Raw genomic sequence first — 24,330 nt, 5'->3', positions numbered from 1 at the left:
CTAGGATCGCCTTGGGTAACGTTCGCACTACCCAGCTCCTTCGGCCGGAAGGAGTGGTTCATCCCGCGTGGAGGCGCTTTGTCTGCTTCCGGTACGCCTGAGCCCCACAGTCCCGCATGAGCCGCGATTTCCGCGAGCTGGGCGGCCGCGACGCATATGCGCTGCTCGGCCTGACCGAACGCGCGGACGCCCAGGAGATCAAGCGCGCCTGGCGGGCGCTGTCCCGCCGGCATCACGCGGACGTCGGCGGCAGCGACAACATCCAGTCGCTGCTCAACGTCGCCTACGACACGCTCTCCGACCGGCTGCTCCGTGACGAGTACGACCGCTACCGCCGCACGGTCCTGCTCGTCGGCGCCGCCGGCCCGCCCCCGGATCCGAGTCCGTGGCGGCGACCGCCGTCCCGGCCACCCACGCGCGAGCCGGATGCCCGCAAGGCGGACGCCGGTAGGCCGGATGCCCGCCAGGCTGACGGTGGCAGGCCGGATGCCCGCAAGGCGGACCCTGGTAGGCCGGATGCCCGCAAGGCTGACGGTGGCAGGGCGGATGCCGGTAGGGCGGATGCCCGCAAGGCGGAAACCCGCGCACCCCGCACCGACGACCGGCGCGTTCGCGAGCCGGCCGCATCGGAGCCTCCCCACCGCGAGCCTCCCTACCGCGCGCCGCACCTCCGTGAGCCTGACCTCCACGGCCCGGACCTCCGAGGGCCGGACTTCCCGGCATCGGACGAGTGGGACCGCTGGGATGAGGACGAGTCGGAGCACCGCCGCTTCGAGTCCGATCCGGAGCAGGGCCGTCACGAGGCCGCGTCGTCCTTCAGCGCCTGGACCGCGCCCCGCCAGGCCGACCCGCGCCGCGACTTCATCTCGACCGCGCGCCCGGTCGGCTACGACAACCTGGCGATCATCTCGTTGGTCCTGGCTCTGGTCTTCGCCCCCGCCGCGTTGATCACCGCGCCGATGGCGCTCTACCGCATCCGCCGCACCGGAGCCCAGGGCCGCGCGCTCGCGATCACCGCACTGATCCTGGTCGGTGTCCTGACCATTGCGCTGACCAGCGGCTACGTCATCGGCACCCGCAGCCCCGTGATGGCCCGGTAGCCCGCGGCCTGTGGCGGCCCGCAGCCCGACAGACGGAAACCGCGCGGCCCCCGGTGAGGGCCGCGCGGTCAGGACGAGATGAAGGTCAGGCCACAGTGGCCGAGCGTGCGTCAAGCGCCTGCTTGTAGAGCCGCCCTGCCCGGTACGACGACCGGACCAGCGGCCCGCTCATCACGCCGGCGAAACCGATCTCGGTCGCCTCGGCCTGCAGCTCGACGAACTCCTCCGGCTTGACCCAGCGCTCGACCGGGTGGTGCCGCGGCGTCGGCCGCAGGTACTGCGTGATGGTGATCAGCTCGCAGCCGGCCTCGTGCAGGTCGCGCAGCGCCTGGCTGACCTCGGACCGCTCCTCGCCGAGGCCGAGGATCAGGTTCGACTTGGTGACCAGTCCGGCCGCGCGGGCCTGGGTGATCACGTCGAGCGAGCGCTCGTAGCGGAACGCGGGCCGGATGCGCTTGAAGATGCGCGGCACGGTCTCGACGTTGTGCGCGAGCACCTCGGGCCGGGAGTCGAAGACCTCGGCGAGCTGCACCGGGTCCGCGTTGAAGTCGGGGATCAGCAGCTCGACGCCGCAGTCGGCCTGGAGCTTGTGGATCTGCCGCACGGTCTCGGCGTAGAGCCAGGCGCCGCCGTCCGGCAGGTCGTCACGGGCCACACCGGTGATCGTCGCGTAGCGCAGGCCCATGGTGGCGACCGATTCGCCGACCCGGCGCGGCTCGTCCGCGTCGAACTCGGCCGGCTTGCCGGTGTCGATCTGGCAGAAGTCGCAGCGCCGCGTGCACTGGTCGCCGCCGATCAGGAAGGTGGCCTCGCGGTCTTCCCAGCACTCGTAGATGTTGGGACAGCCGGCCTCCTGGCACACGGTATGCAGGCCCTCGCGGGACACCAGCCCGCGCAGTTCCGTGTACTCCGGGCCCATCTTGGCCTTGACCTTGATCCACGGGGGTTTGCGCTCGATCGGCGTGCTCGCATTGCGTGCTTCGATGCGCAACATCCTCCGGCCCTCAGGGGCGGGGTGGATGCTGCTGCTGACTGCGGTCGCCGTCGGCGGCACGGTGCGCTCGATCGTCACGAAAGTCAGCCTACGCCGGGGATCGAGCCCTCAGAGGCGCACCGCGACGTGGCTCACGCCCAGGGGCCTGTGACGGCGCTCACCACGAACGGCAAACCTTCGGTTACCCACCGGCAAACTCTTCGTCGACGACAATAGGCGCACAGAAAACCAGAAAACCGCACAGAAAAAATCAAAAGATCGAGAGCCGCGCCGTGGGTACGGTGTGGGCAACGGCGCTGACGGAGACGAGTAGCGCGCCGGGGTCGCACGCCGAGAGAGCCGCCGGAAGCTGGGAAGGCGGTCGTGCGCCGGCGTGCGAAGACCCTCCCGAGCCGCGGGAGGAAAGGCCTGAGGCCTAGTAGAACCCGCCGGACTGGCCCCCGTCACCGGGCGACGAACGAGGCGCGATCCCGTCCAGGGACCGCGCGAAGGTGTGGTGGCACCGCGAGGACCCGCTCGCCCACACCTGCCTCACGGCCACCCGGCCGGGAGGTGCCGGGATCGCGTTGCGAAGCGATCTGGAGGTGCCCTCATGCAACGCATCCTCACGTCCGAGCTGGCCGCGCACGCCGGTGAGACGGTCACGATCCAGGGCTGGACGCATCGCCGCCGGCTGCTCAAATCGGTGGCGTTCCTTGTGGTACGGGACGCGTCAGGTCTCGCCCAGGTGGTGATCACCGAGCCGGCGACCCGCACCGGGCTGGAGGCGCTGACCGAGGAGACGGTCATCGAGGTGACCGGCCTGGTGGTGGCGAACCCGGCTGCCCCGGGCGGGACCGAGATTGTGGAAGCCGTACTACGGACCCTCGGCCCGCTCGCCGTACCCACTGATTTTGCTCTTTTTCGCCCTGAACTGAGCGCGAGCCTGCCGACGCAGCTGGACCAGGCGGCGGTGTCGTTGCGGCATCCGCGGCGCAGCGCGGCGTTGCGGGTGAGCGCGGCCGCGGTCGCGGGTTTCCGTGCGGCGCTTGACGCGGAGCGGTTCGTCGAGGTGCACACGCCGAAGATCGTGGCGTCGTCGACCGAGTCGGGGGCGACAGTGTTCGGCATCGACTACTTCGGGCGGCGGGCTTTCCTGGCGCAGTCGCCGCAGTTCTACAAGCAGATGATGGTCGGCGTGTTCGAGCGCGTCTACGAGGTCGGGCCGGTGTTCCGGGCGGAGCCGCACGACACCGCGCGGCACCTGGCGCAGTACACGTCGCTCGACGCGGAGCTGGGCTTCATCCGCGACCACCGGGACGTGATGGCGGTGCTGACCCGGGTGCTCACGCGGATGGTCGGCTCGGTGAGGGAGCGGGTGCGGGTCCCGGAGCTGCCCGGCGTCCCGGCGGAGATCCCGGCCGTGGCGTTCCCGGAGGCGCTGCGGATCGCGGGTGCGCACCCGGACGAGCCGGACCTGGCCCCGGCGCACGAGCGGGCGCTTGGCGAGTGGGCGCTGCGGGAGCACGGCTCGGACTTCGTGTTCGTGACCGGCTATCCGATGGCGAAGCGGCCGTTCTACACCGCGCCGGACCCGGCCGAGCCGCGCTACTCGAACGGCTTCGACCTGCTGTTCCGTGGCGTGGAGCTGGTGACCGGCGGCCAGCGGCTGCACGCCTACGACGACTACGTGGCCGCGTTGCGGGCCAGGGGCGAGTCGCCGGAGCCCTACGCGTCCTACCTGGACACGTTCCGGCACGGGATGCCGCCGCACGGCGGGTTCGCGATCGGGCTGGAGCGGTTCGTGTCCCGGCTGACCGGCGCGGCGAACGTGCGTGAGGTCACCGCGTTCCCGCGGGACCTGCACCGGCTCACGCCGTAGGCGTCACGACAGCGTGGCGAGACGGCGCTCCACGATCGGGAGCACGTCCGCCACGCTGATCGGCCGGCCCAGCTCCGCGCTGAGTGAGGTGACGCTCGCGTCCCGGATGCCGCACGGCACGATCCGGTCGAAGTGGGTCAGGTCGCAGTCGCAGTTGAGCGAGAAGCCGTGCAGCGTGGCGCCGCGGGCGACCCGGATGCCGACCGCGCCCACCTTGCGGTCCGGCCCGCGGTCGTCGGCGAGCACCCAGACGCCGCTGCGGCCGTCGACGCGCGTCACGGCCAGGCCGAGCTCGGCGCAGGTGTCGATCATGAGCTGCTCGACGCGGCGGACGTAGGCGACCACGTCGATCGGCTCCGGCAGCTTCATGATCGGGTAGCCGACCAGCTGTCCCGGTCCGTGCCAGGTGATCTTCCCGCCGCGGTCCACGTCCACGACGGGCGTGCCGTCCATCGGCCTGTCGAACGGCTCGGTGCGCTTGCCGGCGGTGTAGACGCTCGGGTGCTCAAGCAGCAGCACCGTGTCCGGCTGGGCGCCGGTGACCACGAGCTCGTGCAGGCGTCGCTGCTCGGACCAGGCAGTCTCGTAGTCCACGACTCCCGCGCGCACCGCCAGGGGTGCCGTCACCGTGCTCGTCACGGCTTCAGCCTAGACCCGCCCGTTCGGGTGACGCCTGCTTGACTCCCTTAATGGAAATGACTACCAATGTAGGTAGGACGGACAACGCACAATGCCGTGTAAGGGAAAAATTCTGTGAAAGTAGCTTTTGTCGGTAAGGGCGGTAGCGGCAAGACGACGCTCGCCGGTCTTTTCGCCCGCCATCTGGCCGCCGGTGGAGCGCCGGTGCTCGCGCTTGACGCCGACATCAACCAGCACCTGGCGGCCGCGCTCGGCGCCACGGACGACGAGGCGGTGCTGCTGCCCGCGCTCGGCGACCACCTGCCGGAGATCAAGGAGTACCTGCGCGGCGACAACCCGCGCATTCCGGATGCCGCGTCAATGGTCAAGACCACGCCGCCCGGCCGCGGCTCCCGGCTGATCGGCGTCGACAGGCCGAACCCGCTCTACGACGCGCTGGTCCGCGACGTGCACGGCGTGCGGCTCGCGGTGACCGGCCCGTTCGCCTCCGAGGACCTGGGTGTGGCCTGCTACCACTCCAAGGTCGGCGCGGTGGAGCTGCTGCTCAACCACCTCGCGGACGGCCCGGGGGAGTACGTGGTGGTGGACATGACCGCGGGTGCGGACTCGTTCGCGTCCGGGCTGTTCACCCGCTTCGACCTGACGTTCCTGGTCTGCGAGCCGACGGTGCGCAGCGTCGGTGTCTACCGGCAGTACACCGGCTACGCCCGCGACTTCGGCGTCGAGGTCAAGGTGATCGGCAACAAGGTGGACGACGAGTCCGACGTGGAGTTCCTGCGTGCCGAGGTCGGCGACGACCTGGCCGGCTGGGTGAGCCGGTCCGCGTTCGTCAAGGCGGCCGAGCGCGGGCGCTTCCAGCCGATCGACGCGCTGGAGCCGGCGAACCGCACGGTGCTTGCGGACATGCGGGCACGGCTTGACGCGACCGGCAAGGACTGGGCGCGCTACGCCCGGCAGGCCGCGGAGTTCCACAGGCGTAACGCCGCAGCGTGGGCCAGTGAGCGGGTGGGCGCGGACCTCACTGAACAGATCGATCTGGATTTCATTATCAATCCTGCAGCCATCGACGTAGCTCTACGGAGTTAATAGACTCCCGTGGGTAATCGATCCACGGGTCTTACGTTAGGAGAACCGCATGTCCCTCGACGTACCCACCGCCCTGCTCGAGCGCGTGGAGCGTGGCCAGGTCGTCGACGACGCCGAGTTCGTCGACGTCGTCCGTCAGTCCCTGCCGTACGCCTGGACGATCGTGTCCGAGGTCGCCTCCCAGTCCGCCGCGAGTGGAGCTGAGTTCGTCGACCACGCCGTCCCGCCGCCCAGCGAGAAGGAGCGCGGCGAGCTGCTGCGCGCGCTCGCCAGCGACGCCATCCGGTCCGGGCTGGAGCGTCACTTCGGCGTGAAGCTCGCGTTCCAGAACTGCCACCGGGTGGCCGCGTTCAAGCTGTCAGCGGTCGGCGGCGACACGTACCAGCGCTTCATCTCGCCCACCGCGCAGATCGCCAACCAGAGCCCCGAGCTGCGCGACTGCTGATGTCGCACCCCGATGCCGAGTCGCCGGTCCGCCGGCGGCTCGGCCTCTTCCTGCTCGGCGCGCACGGTCCCGCCTCGATCCCGCGGCTCGCCCGCGCGGCCGAGGACGCCGGACTTGACGACGTGTGGCTGGCCGAGCACCACTTCACCGCGTACGGCACGCTGCCGTCCGCGACAGTGGCGGCCGGGCACGCACTCGGCGTCACGCGGCGGATCGAGGTCGGCACCGCGGCCTGCGTGCTGCCGAACCGGCACCCGGTCTCGCTCGGGGAGGAGGCGGCGCTGCTTCACGAGCTGTCCGGCGGGCGGTTCCGGCTGGGCGTGGCACGCGGCGGGCCGTGGGTGGACCTGGAGGTGTTCGGCACCGGGCTGCCGTACCGTGAGCAGGGTTTTCCGGAAGCTCTTGATCTTCTCCGGGAGTGGCTCTCGGGCGCTTCCCGGGTCGGCGCGGACGGCGATTTCCACAGTTTTCGCGAGGTCACCGTATCGCCGCGGGTCACGATGCCGGTCTGGGTCGCGGCGACCTCGGCGGCGACCGTCTCCGTGGCGGCTCGACGCGGGCTGCCACTGCTTCTCGGCATCGATGCCGATATTTCCCAGAAAAGGGACATGCTGGCGTTGTGGGACTCGACGGCCGCGGCCCACGGTCACGATCCCGCGCGGGCCGAGCACGCCTCCGTCCACCTCGCCCCGGGCCCGTCACCCCGGCTGGAGGAACTGCTGGCCCGCACCCGGGACTACGTGCGCATCGACGGTTCGCCGCCCGTGCACCGTGACCTGGACGCCTACGCGGCCCGCCTCCGCAGGATCCACGATCACATTCACGATCCTCCGGGGGTACGGCGAACGCTGCTCCTCGTCGAGGCCGCGCCCGACCCCTACAGCGCGGCCTTCAGCGCGGCCGCAAGCGTCGGGTGGGCGAACACGTAGCCGGACCGGTTCAGCACGCCCGGCAGCGCCCGCGTCCCGGTCAGGATCTCGGTGGAGAACTCTCCGAGCGCCACCTGGATGGCGAACCCCGGCACCGGGATGATCGCGGGCCGGTGCACCGCCGCGGCCAGCTCCCTGGTGAACTCCGCGTTCGTCGCCGGGGCCGGGCCGACCATGTTGACCGGGCCGGAGATGTCGTCGCGCTCGAGCAGGAACACCGTCGCGTTCACCCAGTCGGCAAGCGAGATCCACGGGATGTACTGCTTACCGCTGCCGATCCGGCCGCCGAGACCGGCCTTGAAGAGCAGCACCAGCGGCTGGAGCAGACCGCCGCGCTTGTCCAGCGGCAGGCCGGACCGCAGGTGCACCACCCGGACGCCGGCCTGCTCGGCCGGGCCGGTGGCGGCCTCCCACACCCGGCACAGGTCGGCCAGGAAGTCGTCGGCCGGCGGCGCGTCCTCCTCGACCGGGGTGTCGCCGGTGTCGCCGTACCACCCCTTGGCGGAGCCGTTGAGCAGCACCTTCGGGCGCTCGTCAGCGGGCAGCGCCGCGATCGCCCGGGCCAGCGTGCCTGTGGAGTCGACCCGGCTTGAGCGCAGCTTGCGCTTGTAGGCGGCGGTCCAGCGTTGACCGCCGATGCTCGCGCCGGCCAGGTTGATCACGGCGTCCACACCGCGCAGCGCGGCCGGGTCGAGGTGGCCGGACGACGGCGTCCACGGGATCTGGTCGCCGTTCTCGGGCGTGCGGCGTACCAGCTGCCGGAGATCGTGTCCGTCGGCCTTGAGTCGCTCGCGCAACGCCGTACCCAGAAAGCCTGATGCCCCTGCCAGCAGAATCCGCATGACTGCATTCTTGCCCGGAAAAGATCGAGGGCGAACCCCGGCGCGCGGCCGGGATTCGCCCTCTGACGTGATCTTTCTCAGAGGCCGAGCTCGGCCTCGAAGTTGCCGGCCTCCAGCCGCTCCTTCATCGTGGTGAGGAAGCGGGCTGCGTCCGCGCCGTCCACGATCCGGTGGTCGTAGGAGAGCGCCAGGAACATCATCGAGCGCGGCACGATGATCTCGCCCAGCTCGGCGTCGTCGACGACCACGGCGCGCTTGACGATCGCGCCGGTGCCGAGGATGCCGACCTGCGGCTGGTTGATGATCGGGGTGTCGAAGAGCGCGCCCCGGCTGCCCGTGTTGGTGAGCGTGAACGTGCCGCCCGAGATCTCGTCCGGCCCGATCTTGTTGTTCCGGGTGCGCTCGGCCACGTCCGCGATGCGCTTGGCCAGGCCGCCCAGGTTCAGGTCGCCCGCGTCCTTGATCACCGGGACGATCAGGCCCTTCGGCGTGTCCACGGCGATCGCCAGGTGCTCGGCGTCGAAGTAGGTGACAGTGCCGGCCTCCTGGTCGATGCGCGAGTTGACGACCGGGTGCTGCTGCAGCGCCTCGACGGTGGCGAGCGCCAGGAACGGCATGAACGACAGCTTGACGCCGTGACGCTCCTGGAACTGGTTCTTCACCTGCGCCCGCAGCTTCGCGATCCGGGTCATGTCGACCTCGACCACTGTGGTCAGCTGCGCCGAGATCTGCAGCGACTCCACCATGCGCTTGGCGATCGTGGCGCGGGTGCGGGTCAGCTTCTCGGTGCGGCCACGCAGCGGGCTCGGCGCCGGCTTGGCCTTGCTCTGCGCCGCGGCGGGCGCCGGAGCCTCGGTCTTGGCGGGCGCGGCGGCCGCGGCCTTCGCCTTCTCCGCTGCGTCGAGCACGTCCTGCTTGCGGATGCGGCCACCGACGCCGGTGCCGGTGAGCGCGCCCAGGTCGACGTTGTGCTCCGCGGCCAGCTTGCGGACCAGCGGCGTCACGTAGGCGGCCTCACCGTCGGCGGGGGCGCCGTTCGACTCGGCCGTCGCCACGGCGGCGGGCTTGTCGGCGGCGACCGGCTTGGCCTCGGCCTTCGGGGTCTCAGCCTTCGGAGCTGCGGCCTTCGGGGTCTCGGCCTTGGGCGCCTCGGCCTGCTTCGGAGCGGAGGCGGGGGCCTCGGCGGCCGGGGACGGCGTCGCGTAGGACTCCGCGACCGGCTTGGCCGGGGCGGCCGGGCCGGGCTCCGGGGCCTTCTCGGTCTTCGGGGCCGCGCCACCGGGCGCGCCGATCACCGCGAGCGCGGCGCCGACCTCGGCGGTCTCGTCCTGGGCGACCTTGATCTCCAGGACCGTGCCGGCGGCCGGCGACGGGATCTCGGTGTCGACCTTGTCGGTGGAGACCTCCAGCAGCGGCTCGTCGGCCTCGACGGTGTCGCCGACCTCCTTGAGCCAGCGGGTGACGGTCCCCTCGGTCACGCTCTCGCCAAGCGCCGGCATCGTCACGACGGTGCCCTCGGCGTCGCCGCCGCCGTTGCCGCCGCTCGACGGCGCCGGGGTCTCCAGCGCCTCCGGCGTGTCCTCGGAGGTGGACTGCTCGGTCCGCGCCTCGACGGCCGCGTCGTCCACGTCGGCCGCGGCGTCCTCCTCGGAGGAGGAGCTGTCGTCACCGGCCGGGGCAGCCGGGGCGTCGCCCGCGTCGCCGATGACGGCCAGCTCGCTGCCGACGTCCGCGGTCTCGTCCTCGTTCACCAGGATGCTGGTCAGCACGCCCGAGGCGGGGGACGGGATCTCGGTGTCGACCTTGTCGGTGGAGACCTCGAGAAGCGGCTCGTCCGCCTCGACCGTGTCGCCGACCTGCTTCAGCCAGCGCGTAACGGTGCCCTCGGTGACGCTCTCGCCGAGCCGGGGCATGGTGACCGATACCGGCATGTCTCAAGACTCCTTAACAAGCAACCGCGACTGTATGTTCAAGATCAGGCGTGTGCGTGCAGCGGCTTGCCCGCCAGGGCCAGGTGCGCCTCGCCCAGCGCCTCGTTCTGGGTGGGGTGCGCGTGGACGAGCTGAGCCACCTCGCCCGGGAACGCCTCCCAGTTGTAGATCAGCTGAGCCTCGCCGATGAGCTCACCGACGCGCGCACCGACCATGTGGACGCCGACGACCGGCCCGTCCTCGACGCCGACCAGCTTGATGAAGCCGGTGGTCTTGAGGATCTGGCTCTTGCCGTTGCCGCCCAGGTTGTAGTTGTAGGTCTTCACCTTGTCGCCGTACTGCTCGCGGGCCTTCGCCTCGGTCAGGCCGACGGACGCGACCTCCGGGTTCGAGTACGTCACGCGCGGGATGCCCAGCTCGTCGATGACGGCCGGGTTCTTGCCCGCGATCTCCTCGGCGACGAAGATGCCCTGCTGGAAGCCGCGGTGCGCGAGCTGCAGGCCGGGCACGATGTCACCGACGGCGAACACGTTCGGCACGTTGGTGCGGAGGCGCTCGTCGGTGAGGACGAAGCCGCGCTCCATCGTGATGCCCTGCTCGTCGTAGCCCAGGCCCTGGGTGCGCGGACCACGGCCGACCGCGACCAGCAGCAGCTCGGCCTCGACGACCTCGCCGCCCTGGATCGTGGCGCGCACGCCGTTCTCGGTCTTCTCGACCTTCTCGAACGGCTTGCCGACCTTGAAGTTGATCTTCCGCTTGCGGAACGCGCGCTCGACCGCCTTGGACACGTCCGCGTCCTCCGCGGCGACCAGGCGGGGCAGCGCCTCGATGATGGTGACCTCGGCGCCGAACGAGCTCCACACGCTCGCGAACTCGACGCCGATCACGCCGCCACCCAGCACGATCACCGACTTGGGCACGCGGTCCAGCTTCAGCGCGTGCTCGCTGGTGATGATCTTCTCGCCGTCCACGTCCAGGCCCGGCAGGCTCCGGGAGAACGAGCCGGAGGCGAGCACGACGTTCTTACCGACGTAGCGGTTGCCGTTCACCTCGACGGTGTTCGGCGCGACGAGCTTGCCCTCGCCCTCGATCACGGTGATCGACTTGTTGCCGTTCAGCATGCCGCTGAGGCCCTTGTACAGGCGGGAGATGACACCGTCCTTGTACGAGTTGACCCCGGCCATGTCGATGCCGTGGAACTCGGCCTTCACGCCGAACTGCTCGGACTCGCGGGTCTCGTCCGCGACCTCGGCCGCGTGCAGCAGCGCCTTGGTCGGGATGCAGCCCACGTGCAGACACGTGCCGCCCAGCTTGTCCTTCTCCACCAGGGCCACGGTCAGGCCGAGCTGGACCGCGCGGAGCGCTGTGGCATAACCACCGCTGCCGGCGCCGAGAATGACGATGTCGAAGGTTTCGCCGTTCGGCTGGCTCACAGTCAACTCCCAAGTCGCGTCGCTGCTCATACGACGGTCACACTGTCGTAACGTGCATGGTGCCGTGCCCATCCTGTCACTTGTGGAAGGGGGCCGCGTAGGGAGGTGCCCAGGAACACGTCTCCTGGCAGTACCCTTGGCGGCGAGTCACCCGTGACGGTTGCGGATAGGGGATATAGGCGGTGGCCTGGTTCAGGCGGCAGAAGAAGACACGTGGGGCCTCGGTCGCCCGGGCAGCACACAACGAGGCCCTGGAATACCTCGCACAGTTCGTAACCTCCCGCACCGGCGTCGAGGTCTTCATCGAACCCAAGACGACCGTGACCGAGCACACGGTCATCCTGATCGCCCACGACGGCGAGTGGACCCGCCGGCGCATCGACTCACCCGAGAGCGCCCGCCGGTTCGCGCACAAGATGGCGATCCCGGTCTACGACATCCAGCTTGTCGGCTATCCGCAGCGGATGCGCGACTACAACGAGCGCCGCAAGCGCGCGTCCTCGTAGCAGAATCTACCGCTGATCAGGGCGCCCCGGTGCGGGACGCCCTGATTCGCCGTCAGCCGTTGGCGACCACGTCGTCGATCAGCGCGACAAGCGTGCGGACCGGCACGCCGGTGCCGCCCTTGGTCCAGTACCCGGTCGGCTCACCTGTGTGGTAGCTCGGGCCGGCGATGTCGATGTGCGCCCACGCCACGTCCTCGGTGACGAACTCGCGTAGGAACACGCCGCCCTGCAGCATGTGCCCGGCCCGGTCCATGCCCGCGTTGACCTGTGAGATGTCGGCGACGTCCGAGTCCATGCCCTTGCGTACGTCGTCCGGCAGCGGCATCGGCCAGGCCGGCTCGCCCACCAGGTCGCCGGCGGTCCGCACGCGCTCAAGCAGCTCCGGCGTACCCATCACGCCGGAGATCCGCTTGCCCAGCGCGATCACCTGGCCGCCGGTGAGCGTAGACGTCTCGAACAGGTAGTCGGTGCCGTCCGCGCAGGCCCGCGCCATCGCGTCGCCGAGCACCATCCGGCCCTCGGCGTCCGTGTTCAGCACCTCGACGCGCTTGCCGTTGAACATGGTGACCACGTCGCCCGGCCGGTACGCCGAACCCGACGGCATGTTCTCCGCGATCGCCAGGTAGCCGGTCACCGGCACGCCCGGCTTCAGCTCCGCGACCGCAAGCAGCGTGGCCGCGACCGCGGCGGCGCCCGCCATGTCGGACTTCATCTCCCACATGCCCGCGGCCGGCTTGATCGAGATGCCGCCGGTGTCGAACGTGATGCCCTTGCCGACGAGCGCCACCCGCTTCGCACCCTCGACAGGCGTCTGCGGCGTGTAGGTGAGCTTGACCAGGCGCGGCGGGGCCTCGGAGCCCTGGCCGACCGCGATGATGCCGCCGTACCCGCCCGCGGCCAGCGCCTTCTCGTCAAGCACCTCGACCTCGAGCCCGGCCTCCCGGCCCGCGGCCGCGACCTGGTCGGCGAACTCCGGCGGGCGCAGCTCGTTCGGCGCGGCGTTCACCCAGTCGCGGGTGCGGACCACTGCCGACGCCACCGCGTTCGCCTTCGCAAGCGCCGCGACCAGGCCGGACTCGAACGCATCCGCCACCACGACCTGCACTGTCGCCACCGGCTCGCGGCGACCCGGCTGCGGCTTCGTCTTGTAGCCGGCGAACCGGTACGACCCCAGCACCGCACCCTCGGCGACGGCGGTCAGCGCGGCCGGCCCGTCCGCGTCGTCCGGAAGCGGCAGCGCCAGCGCCACGGTCCCGGCACCGGCAAGCGCGCGCACGGCGGTGCCCGCGGCCCGGCGCAGCACCTCCGGCTCCGGCGCCGCGCCCTTCGGCTCCGGCCCGAGGCCGACTGCCGCGACGATCGGCGCGGTCACCGTACCCAGCGTTGCGATCTTGGTCACCTCGCCCGCGCCGCCGGTCGCGCCGAGCAGCCGCAGCGTCTCCGCAAGCCGCCCTTCGAAGGCGACGGTGACGCTCTCCGCGCCGCTGGCGATCAGCAGACCGGACGGCTCGTCATCGCGGCTGTGCACGCCGATGACGACGGCGTCGACGGCGAGCTCGGCGGGATCGCTGTCCACCAGGTGCAGGGAGGGATTGGGCTGAGTCACTCGGCTTCTCCGACGTGTGGGCGGCATGCGGGTGCGCATCCGGGGGCGTAGGTCGTCTGCGAGCGGTACCCGCTGGACAACATCATGTCCCGCCGATGCTAACCAGATGGGGTGTTGCAGGTAAGTTGCCACCCATGAAGAGATCTCCCCTGCACGACCGGCACGTCTCCCGCGGAGCGAAGTTCGCGCCGTTCGGAGGCTGGGAGATGCCTCTGGAATACGCGGACGGCGGCGTCATCGCCGAGCACACCGCGGTCCGGGAGAACGTCGGCGTGTTCGACGTCTCGCACCTCGGCAAGGCGCGCATCACCGGCCCCGGCGCCGCCGCGTTCGTCAACGCCGCCCTCAGCAACGACCTGGGCCGCATCGCCCCCGGCCGCGCCCAGTACACGCTGTGCTGCGACGACGCGACCGGCGGCGTGGTCGACGACATCATCGCCTACCTCTACGGCGACGACCACGTCTTCCTGATCCCGAACGCGGCCAACACCACCGAGGTCGTCCGCCGCCTCACCGAGGCCGCGCCCGCCGGCGTCACAGTGACCAACGAGCACGACGACTTCGCCGTCCTCGCCGTCCAGGGACCGGCGTCCACCGCGCTGCTCACCACGCTCGGCCTCCCCACGGAGAACGAGTACATGAGCTTCAGCACCGCCACGCTGGCCGGCACCGAGCTGGTCGTCTGCCGCACCGGCTACACCGGCGAACACGGCTACGAGCTCGTCGTCCCCGCCGCGTCCGCCCCCGCCGTCTGGGACGCGCTCTTCGAGGCCGACCCCACGCTCAAGCCCTGCGGCCTCGGCGCCCGCGACACACTCCGTACCGAGATGGGCTACCCGCTCCACGGCCAGGACCTGTCGCTTGACATCACGCCCGTCCAGGCCCGCTCCGGCTGGGCCGTCGGCTGGTCCAAGCCGGAGTTCTGGGGCCGCGACGCGCTGCTGGCCGAGAAGGAGTCCGGCCCCCGCCGCACGCTTGTCGGCCTCGAGGCCCAGGGCCGTGGCATCCCGCGCGCCCACATGGACGTCTACACCGGCGAGACGCGCATCGGCGAGGTCACCAGCGGCACCTTCTCCCCGACCCGCAAGCTCGGCATCGCGCTCGCGCTGCTTGACACCGCGGCCGGCCTGACCATCGGCGACACGGTCGAGGTCGACATCCGCGGCCGTCGCACCCCGATGACAATCGTCAAGCCGCCGTTCGTGAAGACCTCAGTGCGCTGACCCCTCCGGCGGTACGCCGATCGGCGCCTGACAGCCCGCCGCGCACCCCTCCACGCTGATGATCGATCCCACGCGCCTGTCCGATATGGCAGTCGCGATAGCCGGTTCCGGCGTGGCGTCAAGATCCTTGCGGCTCCGGCGGCCCTTTCGAGTGCGAAATAAGGGCCACTGGAGTCGCAAGGATCTTCAATAACGCCAGGTGGACGCCGCCTCCCGGTGTGCCCTTCGGGTGCGCGGTGAAGGTGGCCATCGCGGTCCGCCCGGCCGGTGCTGACCGTGGGAAATCCCGGCTCCACCGACCTGTACCCGGCATCTCGCCAGGGGTGCTCAATGTCGGAACCGGCTTCGCTCCAGGGGGCGAACAATCCGGCTACCAGGGCTGGCGTCGGCACCGGACGTGCCGTTCACCGGCGCTCCGCCGATGCCGAAGGCGAGCAACCCGGTTACCACGGCTGGCGTCGGCACCGGCGGCCTTGTGATGCGGCCCTTGCCGGGCTCGCCGCGCAGCTTGCTTGCCGGGCTCGCCGCGCAGCTTGCTTGCCGGGCTCGCCGCGCAGCTTGCTTGCCGGGCTCGCCGCGCAGCGTGATGGTCAGCGAAGTGCGAGCGTCAGCACGACCACAGTGGTGGCCAGTTCTACAGAGGCGCCCAGCACGTCGCCGGTTATCCCGCCGAAGCGGCGGCGGCACTGGCGGAGCAGCAGCTGCACCGCGGCCAGCGCCAGCGCGACGGCCAGCGGCCCCTGCCACGGCCGTCCGGGAACCGCCGGGATCGAGAGCGCGAGCGCGACGGCGGTGGTGACCACGATTGCGGGCACGGGAACTGTGGCGGCGACCAGCGCGCCGAGCCCGTCGGGCCGCGCCGCGGGCATACCGCGCCGGCACGCCCAGGAGATCGCCAGCCGGCCGGTCACCGTGGAGGTGACCACGCTGCTCACCACCGCCGGGATCGAGGCTCCGGGGAGTGCCGTCAGCGCTGCGGCCTGGGTGAGCAGCGCCAGGACCAGCGTGGCCACGCCGAACGGCCCGATGTCCGGCTTCTTCATGATCGCCAGCCCGGCGTCCCCGGACCGGTACGACCCCAGCGCGTCGACAGTGTCGGCCAGACCGTCCAGGTGCAGGGCGCGGGTCAGCAACGTGCCAGCGGCCAGCGCGCCGGCCGCGGACAGCAGTACCGGCGCGCCCGCGACGTCGAGCAGCAGAAGCACACCGGCCAGCAGCACGCCGAGCGGCACCCCGACCACCACCGGCGCTGACGACATGGCCACGGCCGCGGTACGCCGGTCCACCACCCCGGCCCGGAGCGGCGCGACCGTGAGCGTGGTCAGCGCAAGCCGCAGCCCGTCGGCCGGCAGCGCCCACCGTCCGCCCGCCACAGCGGCGGGCCCGTCGCCGGACGATTCCGGGGCGGGCCCTCGCGGTGGTACGGCATCGGTGGACACGGTCAGCGCTTGTCGCCCGCACCGCGCGGATTGCCGAAGCCCGGGATCCAGGAGTTGCCGTCCTCCTCCGGCTCCGGGGCGGTCGCCGGCGTTCCGGTGGTGATGACCGTGGTGGCCTCGGGGTCGTCCTTGACGGTCGCGGGCGTTCCGGTGGGGAGCACCGTCGTCTCCGGGTCGGTCTTGATCGTGGCCGGTGTCCCGGTGCTGATCACGGTGGTCGCCTCCGCATCGATCGCGGTCGCCGGCGAGTCGCCGGTCGCGGCACCGGTCACCGGAATCGCAGTGGTCCGCTCCGGGTCGGCCGTGATCGTGGCCGGTGTCCCGGTGCTGATCACGGTGGTCGCCTCCGCATCGATCGCGGTCGCCGGCGAGTCGCCAGCCGCGGCACCGGTCACCGGAATCGAAGTGGTCCGCTCCGACTCGTCCTCCGCCGCCGTGGTGGACGGCGCGAACGTCGCGGCGCCGTCCACCGCCGACGGCGAGCCGTCGTGCGGCACCACGTCGGTCGCGTCGGCTGTGGATCCGCCGTTCGTGCCGATCACGGCCGTGGCGTCGTCCCCCGAACCACCCGTGCCGCCGATGACGGTCGTCGCGCCGGTGGAGCCGGCACTCTCCGACGCCCCGGCGGCGTCCTCGTCCGCCGGGAGGCCCGCCCTGTCCGCCGGGAGGCCCGCCCTGTCCGCCGGGAGGCCCGCCCTGTCCGCCGGGAGGCCCGCCTCGTCCGCCGTGGACGGCGTGGACGGCGTTTCGCGGTCCGGGAGAGACGAGGCCAGCGCGATCGCCGACCGCAGCAGCGGCAGTGCCGCAAGCGCCGCCGTGCCCTCGCCCAGGTCGAGTCGCATGTTCAGGATCGGCGTCAGCCCCAGCACGTCCGCCGCCAGCTTCACCGCGGGGTTGCCGCTGTCGTCCGGGAGCAGGCACCAGTGCCGGGCCTGGCCGGCCAGGTCGCGGCTGACAAGCGCGGCCGCCACGCCCACCGGCCCGTCCAGCAGCACAGGCGTCCGGCGGGCCGTCGCGCCGAGCAGGATGCCGGTCACGACTGCCACGTCGCCGCCGCCGACCTCGGCCAGGATGTCCTTGGCCTCGCGTCCGCCCTTGCGGACCCGCTGCATGGCGTCCCGGACCGCGGCGCACCGCTCCATCCAGGCGTTGTCGTCGTAGCCGCCGTCGGGCGTGCGCACCGCCGGCAGCACCGCGGCCGGCTCGGCCCCGGCGGTCGCGGCCAGGACGGCGGCTGCCGCGGCGGGGGTGCCGGCGCCGGAGGCGGCGATGACGAGCAGGTCCGCGCCGCCGTCGACGGCCTCCTCGGCGAGACGCCAGCCGAGCTGGAGCGCGCTGTCGACCTCTTCGGGTGTGAGCGCCGGCCCGTGCTCGATCGGGGCCGAGGCGGGCGCGTCGACGACCTGGAGCGTGGCTCCGGCGGACGCGGTGAGCTGGGCGAGCGCGCCGATGCCGAGACGGGCCTGGGCCGCGCGCCGGGTGGGCTCCCCGGCGGCCACGCCCGCGGACGCGCCGCCGGCGTGGTCGCCCTGGACGAGCAGTACGCGGACGGACTCCCAGGGGCGGGGCGTGTCGGTGCCCTGGGTGGCGGCGGCGAACCGGACCACGCCGGCCAGCTCGCCGAGGCCGGAGCCGCCGATGTCGAGCGTGGTGAGCCGCTCGATCGCGGCCGGCCCGGTCTCGTCGTCGGGCAGGGGGAGTTCCATGTTGGGCTGGATGACCAGCCCGGTCCGCACGATCGGCAGCGCGTGCGTGGGCCCGCGCAGCGCGTCGCCGGGCGACGAGGCGGCCGGCGCCCGGACCGGTGCCGCGACCGGTGTCAGCACCTCGGGCAGATCGATCGCCTCGGGCAGATCGATCGCCTCGGGCTGGTCGCGTCCCTCGGGGAGCGCGACCGGCGCGGGCACGTCGGGCAGCACGGCCCCGGCCGGCAGCGTGGGGGCGACGCCGGCGGACACCTCGGCGGTGACGCCCTTCAGCCAGGTCGGCTGGCCGGCGACGACAAGGACCACCGCGTCGGTGGCGGTCGCTACCGCCTGGTTCACGGTGCCGAGCGCGTCGGTGAAGGCACGCCCGAGCGGGGTCGTCGGCACCAGCGTCAGGCCGACCTCGGAGCTGACGAGGACGAGTCGGGCCGCGCATTCGCGTACCGCGGCGGCCAGTTCTTCGATGGTTTTGACGTCGTCGGCCGGCTGGTGGACCGGGTCGAGGAGCACGCCCACCCAGCCGCCGAGGTCGTCGACCAGGAGCGTCTCGTCCGGCTTCGCCTCCAGGAGCGTGGCGATCAGCAGACCGGGGTCCGCGCCGACCTCGTCCGTCTCCCAGGTCTCGGGCCGCCGTGCGCGGTGTGTGGCGATGCGCGCGTCCCACTCCGGATCATCGGGCGACTCCGAGAGCGAGACGGGGGCGGACGTGGCGAGGTAGCGGACACTTGTCGCACCGGACACGAGCGACTCGGCGAACTCCGACTTGCCGGATCGGATGCCGCCGAGCACGAGAAGGGTGTTCCACCCGTCAACGGACATAGCCGTACCTTAGAGCGATCCGCTGTGCGCGGTCAGGCGGGCCGGGCGACTAGGCTTGTGCGGACGAGGCGAGGGGAGACGGGCATGCCGTGGAACTGGCGGTACGAGGACTCGGACGGCAAGCCGGTGGAGGGCCCCTCGGAGGCGTTCTCCAACCAGGCCGATGCCGAGTCGTGGATCGGGCAGACCTGGCGTGAGCTGCAGAGCAACGGCGTCAGCACGGTGGTCCTGGTCGAGGACGACCGGGTGGAGTACCGGATGAGTCTGCAGCAACCGGTGTCCGAGTGAGCGATCGGATGGGTGGCGGCAACCTCGTCATGGGGGTGCCGAAGGAGGCGTTCCGGCCCAGCCCGATCTTCCTCGGGCTGGTCGCGCTCTTCGTCACGGCCGGCGTGATGGCGTGGAACGGCTTCGGCAACGTGGCGTTCGACGTGTTCCTGCTCGTGGTCACCGGCTGGCTGATCTCGCTGTGCCTGCACGAGTACGCACATGCGCTTGTCGCGTTCCGGTCCGGCGACATCGACGCGGCGCACCGCGGCTACCTGACGCTGAACCCGCTGAAGTACAGCCACCCGCTGCTGTCGCTCGTGCTCCCGGTGGTCATCGTGGTGCTCGGCGGCATCGGCCTGCCCGGCGGCGCGGTGTGGATCAACCACGGCGCGCTTGGCAGCCGGCTGAAGTCGTCGCTTGTGAGCCTGGCCGGCCCGGCGACGAACCTGGTGTTCGCGATCGTGCTGGCGGTCCCGTTCCTGGTGGGCGTGACCGGGGAGACGCACACCGAGTTCTGGGCGGGCCTGGCGCTGCTCGGCTTCCTGCAGCTGATGGCCGCGGTGCTGAACCTGGTGCCGGTTCCCGGCCTGGACGGCGGCAACATCGTGCGGCCGTGGCTGCCGTTCTCCTGGAAGCGGACCTGGGACGTGATCGCCCCGTTCGGTTTCATCATGCTGTTCGCGCTGCTGTGGAACCGGACCATCGGCGGCCTGTTCTTCGGCGGCGTCTTCGCGCTCGGCGACCTGATCGGCATGCCGTCGTACCTCTACAGCGAGGGCTTCGCGCTCCTCCGCTTCTGGACGTATTCAGCTAACTGACATCGACAATCCGCGCGGGTACGCCGTACCCACGCGGATTGTCGTTGTTGTGGCCTTTAAGGCCTGTTGGCCGGGGACTCGGTCTTGGCCGGGTCGCGCTCCACCAGGTCGCCGAGCGCGTCGTCGATCTGCTTGAGCAGGTCGTCCTCCAGGCGCACGCCCGCCGCCTTCACGTTGTCGTGCACCTGCTCCGGGCGGGACGCGCCGACGATCGCGCTCGCCACGTTCCGGTTCTGGAGGACCCAGGCCAGCGCCAGCTGCGGCATGGTCAGCCCGGCCGCGTCGGCAAGCGGCACCAGGCGCTGCACGGCGGTGAGCAGGTCGTCCTGCATGAACCGGGCGATCGTCTTCGACCCGGACGCGTCAGTGGCCCGGGAGCCGTCCGGCGGTGCCTGACCCGGCATGTACTTGCCGGACAGCACACCCTGTGCCATCGGCGAGAACACGATCTGGCTGACGCCCAGCTCAAGCGAGGCCGGCACGACCTGGCTCTCGATGATCCGGTGCAGCGCGGAGTACTGCGGCTGGTTCGAGATCAGGCTGATCTTGAGGTCCTTGGCGAGCGAGTGGCCGGCGCGCAGCTGGTCCGCGGTCCACTCGGAGACGCCGATGTAGTGCGCCTTGCCGGAGTGCACCACGTCCGCGAACGCGGACATCGTCTCCTCGAGCGGCGTGTGGAAGTCGAAGCGGTGCGCCTGGTAGACGTCCACGTAGTCGGTCTGCAGACGCCGCAGCGAGCCCTCGATCGACTCACGGATGTGCTTGCGGGACAGTCCACTCTCGTTGCGGCCCGGGCCGATACGCCAGAAGACCTTCGTCAGGATCTCCAGGCTCTCGCGGCGCTCGCCGTGCAGCGCGCGGCCCAGAACCTCCTCGGCACGGCCGCCCGCATAGGCGTCCGCGGTGTCGAACGTGCTGATGCCCGCGTCGAGGGCGGCGCGCACGCAGGCGAGCGCGGCCTCCTCCTCGACCTGGGAGCCGTGCGTGATCCAGTTCCCGTACGAGATCTCACTGACCAGCAGGCCGGAACGGCCAAGGTGACGGAATTCCATGCGCCGACCCTACCGGGGAGGTGGGTTTCTGAAGCTCTTCCCGAGGTGCGGGGCCTAAGGTAAGGGGAGCCGGCCCGGTTTGCCGTCCGCTTTTCCGGGCCGGTCCTCTCTCTCAGAGAACCGGCTTCGTGTCCGCGAGCAGGCGGTCGATCTCGTCGATCACGTCCGCGCGGGACGCGTGCACCGGATCGATCAGCGGCTCTCCCCGCCTGTCGATCGCGCCCCACCGGCCGGTCCCCGCGCCCGCGCCGATCAGGAACGCCACCGGGTGGATCACCATCGCCGGGTAGGTCGGCGCCACCACCACGGTTCCGGACCGGTCCACCACGCCCTTGCGGCCGTTCAGGTCCACGATCGCCAGGCCCTCGTCGGTGAAACCGTCCACGTACCGGCCGTCGGTAAGCGCGGTCGCGAACCCGCTGTACTGCGTCGGGACCAGCACGTTTCCGCTCGTGTCCACCGCGCCCCAGCCGCTCTTCCGGCGGACCGCAGCCAGGCCCCGGCGGAACGGGCGCACGTCCTCGTACGGCTGCCCGATCACGATCTTGTTGGTCTTGTCGACCGCCACCCAGCCGCCGTTGCCGTCCCGCGACACCCAGGCCAGCCCGTCCGAGAACGAGCCCACGCCGTAATAGCCCGCGTCAGCCGGAATCAGCAGCTCACCGGACTCGTCGATCAGCTCCCAGTGCTGCGCCTCCGGCCGGCGCACCCACGCCACCCCGTCCCGGAACGGCTGCACATCCGCGTAACTCGCCGCGATCACCGGCTCGCCGTCCGCGTCCTCGTAACCCCAGCGCTGCACGCGTTCGGAGAACATCGGCTGCGGCGACCTGTGCACCTGCCGGATCTCGTCCTCGGTACGCGGATACGGCCCCCAGCCGTTCGCCGCCACCTTCGCGAACACCGCGTCAAGCGCCAGCTCGGTGCGCGCGATCAGATCCGGGTCCTCCACCTTGCGCAGCTCAAGCGCGCGCTCGAAGTGATGAAGCGCCTCCATGTAACGGCCCTGGTCGTACGCGGACCGCCCGGCGTGCTCGTGCATCGTGGCCCGCAGCCGGTCCGGCAGCTCCGACGAGTTCGCCTCCGCGAACAGCCGGTCCGCCTCGATGAAGTCACCCCGCCACTGCAACACGTGCGCAAGCCGCGCCTGCGCGATCGCGATCCGCCGGAAATGCCCGGTCAGCTCCGCGTGCTCGAGACCCATCCTGCCGTCGTGCAGCGCCGGGCCCAGGTCGCCGAGGATCCGGGACACGACCGCGCGCAGGCTCAGCAGCCGGGCCCGGGTGGCGTTGTCTGTCGCGCTCGCCAGCTTCTCGGTCAGCCGCTCGCGTACCTGCCGCAACTCGTCCGGATCGTCGACCAGCTCGCGCAGCGTCTCGTGGTGGAAGCGCCAGTGATAGGTGGCCAGCACCTGCTCCGGATCGACAGGCCTGGGCGGCTCCTCCTCCACCACAGGCGTCTCGTCCGCGGGCTGCTCCGGCTCGTCCTCCGAGGCCGTGTCAGCGGCCTCCGGCTCGTCCGGCGTGATGATCGGAGTGATCATCGTGGGTGAGCGCAGCGCCGTGGCCGCCCCGGACGCGGGCCCGGCCGGTCCCGGGAGCACGGTGTCCGGGCTGGCAACCGCGTTCGGCTCCGCGTCCTCCTCCTCGGCCGCCCCGGGCGCGGGCTTGCCGCCGAACCAGCCGGAGTCAGTCGCCTTGTCTCCGGACTCGGGCTCGACGCTCCTCGTCTCCGCACCGCTCGCCTTGAGCAGTTCCCCAAGCGAAGGCCGATCCGGGGGTACGGGTGGCGCCTGCCCCGCCGCGGCCTGCTCCTGCCGGCCGGCATCCGAGGCGACCGGCTCGGTCTCCTCGGCCGGCGTCGGGGTCGGGGCCGAGATGACCGGCGCGTCCTGGACGGTGTGCGGGTCCTCGGCGGGCGGCTGCGGTGCGTCTCCGCGTGTCTCGTCCTGCTGCGGCTCGGTGGGCCGTGGTTCCTGGCGCTGCTCGTCCCGGGCGGCAGGGCGATCCCGCTGGGTCGGCTGCTGCGGGTACAGCTCGTCGTCGTAGGCGGCGTCCACCGGCGGCGGCTGCACCGACCCGCCCGTCCGCTGGTACTCGCCCTCCGCGTAGCCCGCGCGCTCCTCCTCCGCGAACCCGCCCGCACCCTGCCGCGAGCCGGTCTCGCCCGGGAAGGGCGCCGTGCTGACCGGCCGGTCGTCGGCCCGGTAGGGCGCGGCGCTGACCGGCCGCCCATCGGCGTCCTGGTAAGGGGCGGCGCTGACCGGCTGGTTCTGGTCGGGGGTCGCTCCCGGCCGCGTGGAGCTGTAGGGCATTCCGCTGACCGGCTGGTTCGGCTCGCGTCCGGTTGCCGGCCGCGTCTGGCCGTAGGGAGTGCCGCTCACCGGCCGGGCGGCGTCCGGTGCCCACTCGTGTCCGTAGGGCACGCCGCTGACCGGCTGCCGCGCCTCGCGCTCGGCGTCCGGGCGCGACTGCTCCTGCGGCGTCCCGCCCCCTGGCCGGGTCGCGCCCGGTGCCCACTCCTGCCCGCGCGGCGGCCCGGCTGCCGGCCGCTGCGGTTCGGGTGCGGGACCGGGCCGCGACGGGCCGTAGGGAGCGCCGCTGGTCGGGGCGGCAGCTCCCGGCGCCCACTCCTGGCCGTAGGCCGCGCCGCGTTCCCGCTCGAACGGCGCGCCACTGACCGGACGGGCGTCCGGCATGCCGCTTACCGGCCGGACCTGCTCGAACGGCGCCCCGCTGACCGGCCGCGTCTGGTCGAACCCGCCGACCGGCTGGGTCCTGTCGGACGGCAGGCCGCTGACCGGGTAGGTGCCCTGGTCGTAGGGAACCGAGCTGACCGGCCGGCCGGATCGGTCGTAGGGCGCGGAGCTGACCGGGCGGGCGCCCGGGTCGTAAGGGGCCGAGCTGACCGGTCGGGTGGTCTGGTCGTAGGGCACGGAGCTGACCGGCCGCGACCTGTCGAGCGAGTCCCCGGCCAGCCGGCGGGTCTGTTCGAACGCGCCCGGCGGTACCTGGTCGAAGCCGCCGACCGGCTGGGTCCGGTCGGACGGCAGCCCGCTGTCGAGCGCGTCGCCGCCGAGTCGGCGGGTCTGCTCGGACGCGTCCGCCCGCGACGAATCGAACGGAGCCCGCACCGGTGCGCCCGGAACCTGGTACGTCGCAGCCGGGTTGATCGGGCGGCCCTGCGGTCCCCACGGATCGCCGGACGGCGGCTGTGCGGGCCGCTGCGGGCTTGACGGCGGTTGTGAGGCTCCCGTCCCGGGATACGCCCGCCCGGGTCCATCCGGGCGCGCTGAGACGTCGGGACGCGCGTTGCCGCCGGACCGCTCCGGTGCATCCGGATAGTCCGGCCGCCGCGGTGGGGATGCCGGGGGCGCGGCGGAGGCCGCGGGCGCGATCGGGCGTCCCCCGTCGCCGTCCCATCCCGGGCGCGGATCCGCGCCCGGCAGGTCCTGACGCGAGTAACCGGACCGCTCAGCGTCCGCGAAGCGCCCGGCCGCGGCCGCAGGCGCGTGCCGCGACGGGTCGCCGCCCCGCGACGGGTCGCCGCCCCGCGACGGGTCGCCGCCCCGCGACGGGTCGCCGCCCCGCGACGGGTCGCCGCCCCGCGACGGGTCGCCGCCCCGCGTACG

Annotated in this window: 18 protein-coding genes and 1 pseudogene; 9 read left to right on the top strand and 10 right to left on the bottom strand. The window is 71.9% G+C overall.

The genetic code is table 11. The features are described 5' to 3' along the window. The first annotated feature begins 116 nt into the window (after nucleotides 1–116). A complete protein-coding gene (locus tag ACIA8K_RS02520; RefSeq protein ID WP_396054103.1) occupies nucleotides 117–1,100 on the top strand; it encodes a DnaJ domain-containing protein in 984 nt (327 codons plus the stop codon). Between the two features lie 85 nt (nucleotides 1,101–1,185). Here ACIA8K_RS02520 and lipA read toward each other — a convergent pair whose 3' ends face one another. After that, the gene (gene lipA / locus ACIA8K_RS02515; protein ID WP_396054101.1) at nucleotides 1,186–2,172 is read right to left on the bottom strand and encodes a lipoyl synthase; all 987 of its coding nucleotides are present in this window, start codon (nucleotides 2,170–2,172) and stop codon (nucleotides 1,186–1,188) included. A gap of 514 nt (nucleotides 2,173–2,686) precedes the next feature. Between lipA and aspS the strand changes: the two genes are divergently transcribed. Beyond that, the gene (aspS, locus tag ACIA8K_RS02510; protein ID WP_396054099.1) at nucleotides 2,687–3,955 is read left to right on the top strand and encodes an aspartate--tRNA(Asn) ligase; all 1,269 of its coding nucleotides are present in this window, start codon (nucleotides 2,687–2,689) and stop codon (nucleotides 3,953–3,955) included. 3 nt (nucleotides 3,956–3,958) lie between these two features. On the opposite strand, the gene lipB is transcribed toward aspS, so the two are convergent. Continuing rightward, entirely contained in the window at nucleotides 3,959–4,594 is a 636-nt protein-coding gene (lipB, locus tag ACIA8K_RS02505; protein ID WP_396054097.1) for a lipoyl(octanoyl) transferase LipB, read from the bottom strand. 114 nt (nucleotides 4,595–4,708) lie between these two features. On the opposite strand from lipB, the gene ACIA8K_RS02500 reads away from it, so the two are divergent. Genes ACIA8K_RS02500 through ACIA8K_RS02490 form a run of 3 tightly spaced genes read left to right on the top strand, consistent with a single transcriptional unit; the run spans nucleotide 4,709 to nucleotide 7,054 of the window. Continuing rightward, complete coding sequence (locus ACIA8K_RS02500) at nucleotides 4,709–5,680, top strand: ATP-binding protein (protein WP_396054095.1); 972 nt, start codon at nucleotides 4,709–4,711, stop codon at nucleotides 5,678–5,680. A gap of 49 nt (nucleotides 5,681–5,729) precedes the next feature. After that, complete coding sequence (locus ACIA8K_RS02495; protein WP_396054093.1) at nucleotides 5,730–6,125, top strand: SCO5389 family protein; 396 nt, start codon at nucleotides 5,730–5,732, stop codon at nucleotides 6,123–6,125. Then, the gene (locus ACIA8K_RS02490) at nucleotides 6,125–7,054 is read left to right on the top strand and encodes an LLM class flavin-dependent oxidoreductase (RefSeq protein WP_396054091.1); all 930 of its coding nucleotides are present in this window, start codon (nucleotides 6,125–6,127) and stop codon (nucleotides 7,052–7,054) included. Before ACIA8K_RS02495 ends, ACIA8K_RS02490 begins: the two co-directional genes overlap by 1 nt. Here the strand turns inward: ACIA8K_RS02490 and ACIA8K_RS02485 are convergent. From ACIA8K_RS02485 to lpdA, 3 genes are all read right to left on the bottom strand, one after another. Then, nucleotides 7,003–7,896 carry a TIGR01777 family oxidoreductase gene (locus tag ACIA8K_RS02485; protein WP_396054089.1) on the bottom strand — a complete coding sequence of 298 codons (894 nt, stop codon included), beginning with the start codon at nucleotides 7,894–7,896 and terminating at the stop codon, nucleotides 7,003–7,005. The two genes, ACIA8K_RS02490 and ACIA8K_RS02485, sit on opposite strands and share 52 nt — an antisense overlap. A gap of 77 nt (nucleotides 7,897–7,973) precedes the next feature. Beyond that, entirely contained in the window at nucleotides 7,974–9,827 is a 1,854-nt protein-coding gene (sucB, locus tag ACIA8K_RS02480; protein WP_396054087.1) for a 2-oxoglutarate dehydrogenase, E2 component, dihydrolipoamide succinyltransferase, read from the bottom strand. Between the two features lie 44 nt (nucleotides 9,828–9,871). After that, nucleotides 9,872–11,290, bottom strand: coding sequence for a dihydrolipoyl dehydrogenase (gene lpdA / locus ACIA8K_RS02475; RefSeq protein ID WP_396054085.1), 1,419 nt, complete (start codon nucleotides 11,288–11,290; stop codon nucleotides 9,872–9,874). A 152-nt stretch (nucleotides 11,291–11,442) separates the two neighbouring features. Here lpdA and ACIA8K_RS02470 point away from each other — a divergent pair, with 152 nt between their 5' ends. Beyond that, nucleotides 11,443–11,766 carry a hypothetical protein gene (locus ACIA8K_RS02470; protein WP_396054083.1) on the top strand — a complete coding sequence of 108 codons (324 nt, stop codon included), beginning with the start codon at nucleotides 11,443–11,445 and terminating at the stop codon, nucleotides 11,764–11,766. Nucleotides 11,767–11,818: 52 nt separating this feature from the next. Here the strand turns inward: ACIA8K_RS02470 and ACIA8K_RS02465 are convergent, their stop codons facing one another. Next, nucleotides 11,819–13,399 carry a leucyl aminopeptidase gene (locus ACIA8K_RS02465; protein ID WP_396054081.1) on the bottom strand — a complete coding sequence of 527 codons (1,581 nt, stop codon included), beginning with the start codon at nucleotides 13,397–13,399 and terminating at the stop codon, nucleotides 11,819–11,821. A 68-nt stretch (nucleotides 13,400–13,467) separates the two neighbouring features. On the opposite strand from ACIA8K_RS02465, the gene gcvT reads away from it, so the two are divergent. After that, nucleotides 13,468–14,595 (top strand): glycine cleavage system aminomethyltransferase GcvT, encoded by a 1,128-nt coding sequence (gcvT, locus tag ACIA8K_RS02460; RefSeq protein ID WP_396054079.1) that lies wholly within the window; start codon nucleotides 13,468–13,470, stop codon nucleotides 14,593–14,595. A gap of 590 nt (nucleotides 14,596–15,185) precedes the next feature. Here gcvT and ACIA8K_RS02455 read toward each other — a convergent pair. After that, entirely contained in the window at nucleotides 15,186–15,968 is a 783-nt protein-coding gene (locus ACIA8K_RS02455; protein ID WP_396054077.1) for an adenosylcobinamide-GDP ribazoletransferase, read from the bottom strand. A 620-nt stretch (nucleotides 15,969–16,588) separates the two neighbouring features. After that, nucleotides 16,589–18,559, bottom strand: a pseudogene (locus ACIA8K_RS02450) (bifunctional adenosylcobinamide kinase/adenosylcobinamide-phosphate guanylyltransferase); the annotation flags it as partial. 84 nt (nucleotides 18,560–18,643) lie between these two features. On the opposite strand from ACIA8K_RS02450, the gene ACIA8K_RS02445 reads away from it, so the two are divergent. Together ACIA8K_RS02445 and ACIA8K_RS02440 are read left to right on the top strand one after the other, a co-directional pair. Further along, complete coding sequence (locus tag ACIA8K_RS02445) at nucleotides 18,644–18,847, top strand: hypothetical protein (protein WP_396054075.1); 204 nt, start codon at nucleotides 18,644–18,646, stop codon at nucleotides 18,845–18,847. 8 nt (nucleotides 18,848–18,855) lie between these two features. After that, entirely contained in the window at nucleotides 18,856–19,647 is a 792-nt protein-coding gene (locus ACIA8K_RS02440; protein WP_396054494.1) for a site-2 protease family protein, read from the top strand. Between the two features lie 56 nt (nucleotides 19,648–19,703). Here ACIA8K_RS02440 and ACIA8K_RS02435 read toward each other — a convergent pair whose 3' ends face one another. Next, nucleotides 19,704–20,699, bottom strand: a complete 996-nt coding sequence (locus tag ACIA8K_RS02435; RefSeq protein WP_396054073.1) for an aldo/keto reductase family protein — start codon at nucleotides 20,697–20,699, stop codon at nucleotides 19,704–19,706. 112 nt (nucleotides 20,700–20,811) lie between these two features. After that, nucleotides 20,812–24,330 (bottom strand): WG repeat-containing protein (locus ACIA8K_RS02430; protein ID WP_396054070.1); only part of this gene is annotated, 3,519 nt, incomplete at its 5' end.

The organism is Catenuloplanes sp. NPDC051500 (genome assembly GCF_044454585.1).
GTDB lineage: Bacteria > Actinomycetota > Actinomycetes > Mycobacteriales > Micromonosporaceae > Catenuloplanes.
This window is presented reverse-complemented; position numbering and strand designations above follow the sequence as displayed.

Bases quoted from the DNA above. Each gene is read 5' to 3' on its own strand.
- ACIA8K_RS02490 (WP_396054091.1), top strand. From the start codon at position 6,125: ATGTCGCACCCCGATGCCGAGTCGCCGGTCCGCCGGCGGCTCGGCCTC.
- aspS (WP_396054099.1), top strand. From the start codon at position 2,687: ATGCAACGCATCCTCACGTCCGAGCTGGCCGCGCACGCCGGTGAGACG.
- gcvT (WP_396054079.1), top strand. From the start codon at position 13,468: ATGCTAACCAGATGGGGTGTTGCAGGTAAGTTGCCACCCATGAAGAGA.
- ACIA8K_RS02485 (WP_396054089.1), bottom strand. From the start codon at position 7,896: ATGCGGATTCTGCTGGCAGGGGCATCAGGCTTTCTGGGTACGGCGTTG.
- sucB (WP_396054087.1), bottom strand. From the start codon at position 9,827: ATGCCGGTATCGGTCACCATGCCCCGGCTCGGCGAGAGCGTCACCGAG.
- lpdA (WP_396054085.1), bottom strand. From the start codon at position 11,290: ATGAGCAGCGACGCGACTTGGGAGTTGACTGTGAGCCAGCCGAACGGC.
- ACIA8K_RS02465 (WP_396054081.1), bottom strand. From the start codon at position 13,399: ATGCCGCCCACACGTCGGAGAAGCCGAGTGACTCAGCCCAATCCCTCC.
- ACIA8K_RS02495 (WP_396054093.1), top strand. From the start codon at position 5,730: ATGTCCCTCGACGTACCCACCGCCCTGCTCGAGCGCGTGGAGCGTGGC.
- ACIA8K_RS02520 (WP_396054103.1), top strand. From the start codon at position 117: ATGAGCCGCGATTTCCGCGAGCTGGGCGGCCGCGACGCATATGCGCTG.
- ACIA8K_RS02440 (WP_396054494.1), top strand. From the start codon at position 18,856: ATGGGTGGCGGCAACCTCGTCATGGGGGTGCCGAAGGAGGCGTTCCGG.
- ACIA8K_RS02445 (WP_396054075.1), top strand. From the start codon at position 18,644: ATGCCGTGGAACTGGCGGTACGAGGACTCGGACGGCAAGCCGGTGGAG.
- ACIA8K_RS02435 (WP_396054073.1), bottom strand. From the start codon at position 20,699: ATGGAATTCCGTCACCTTGGCCGTTCCGGCCTGCTGGTCAGTGAGATC.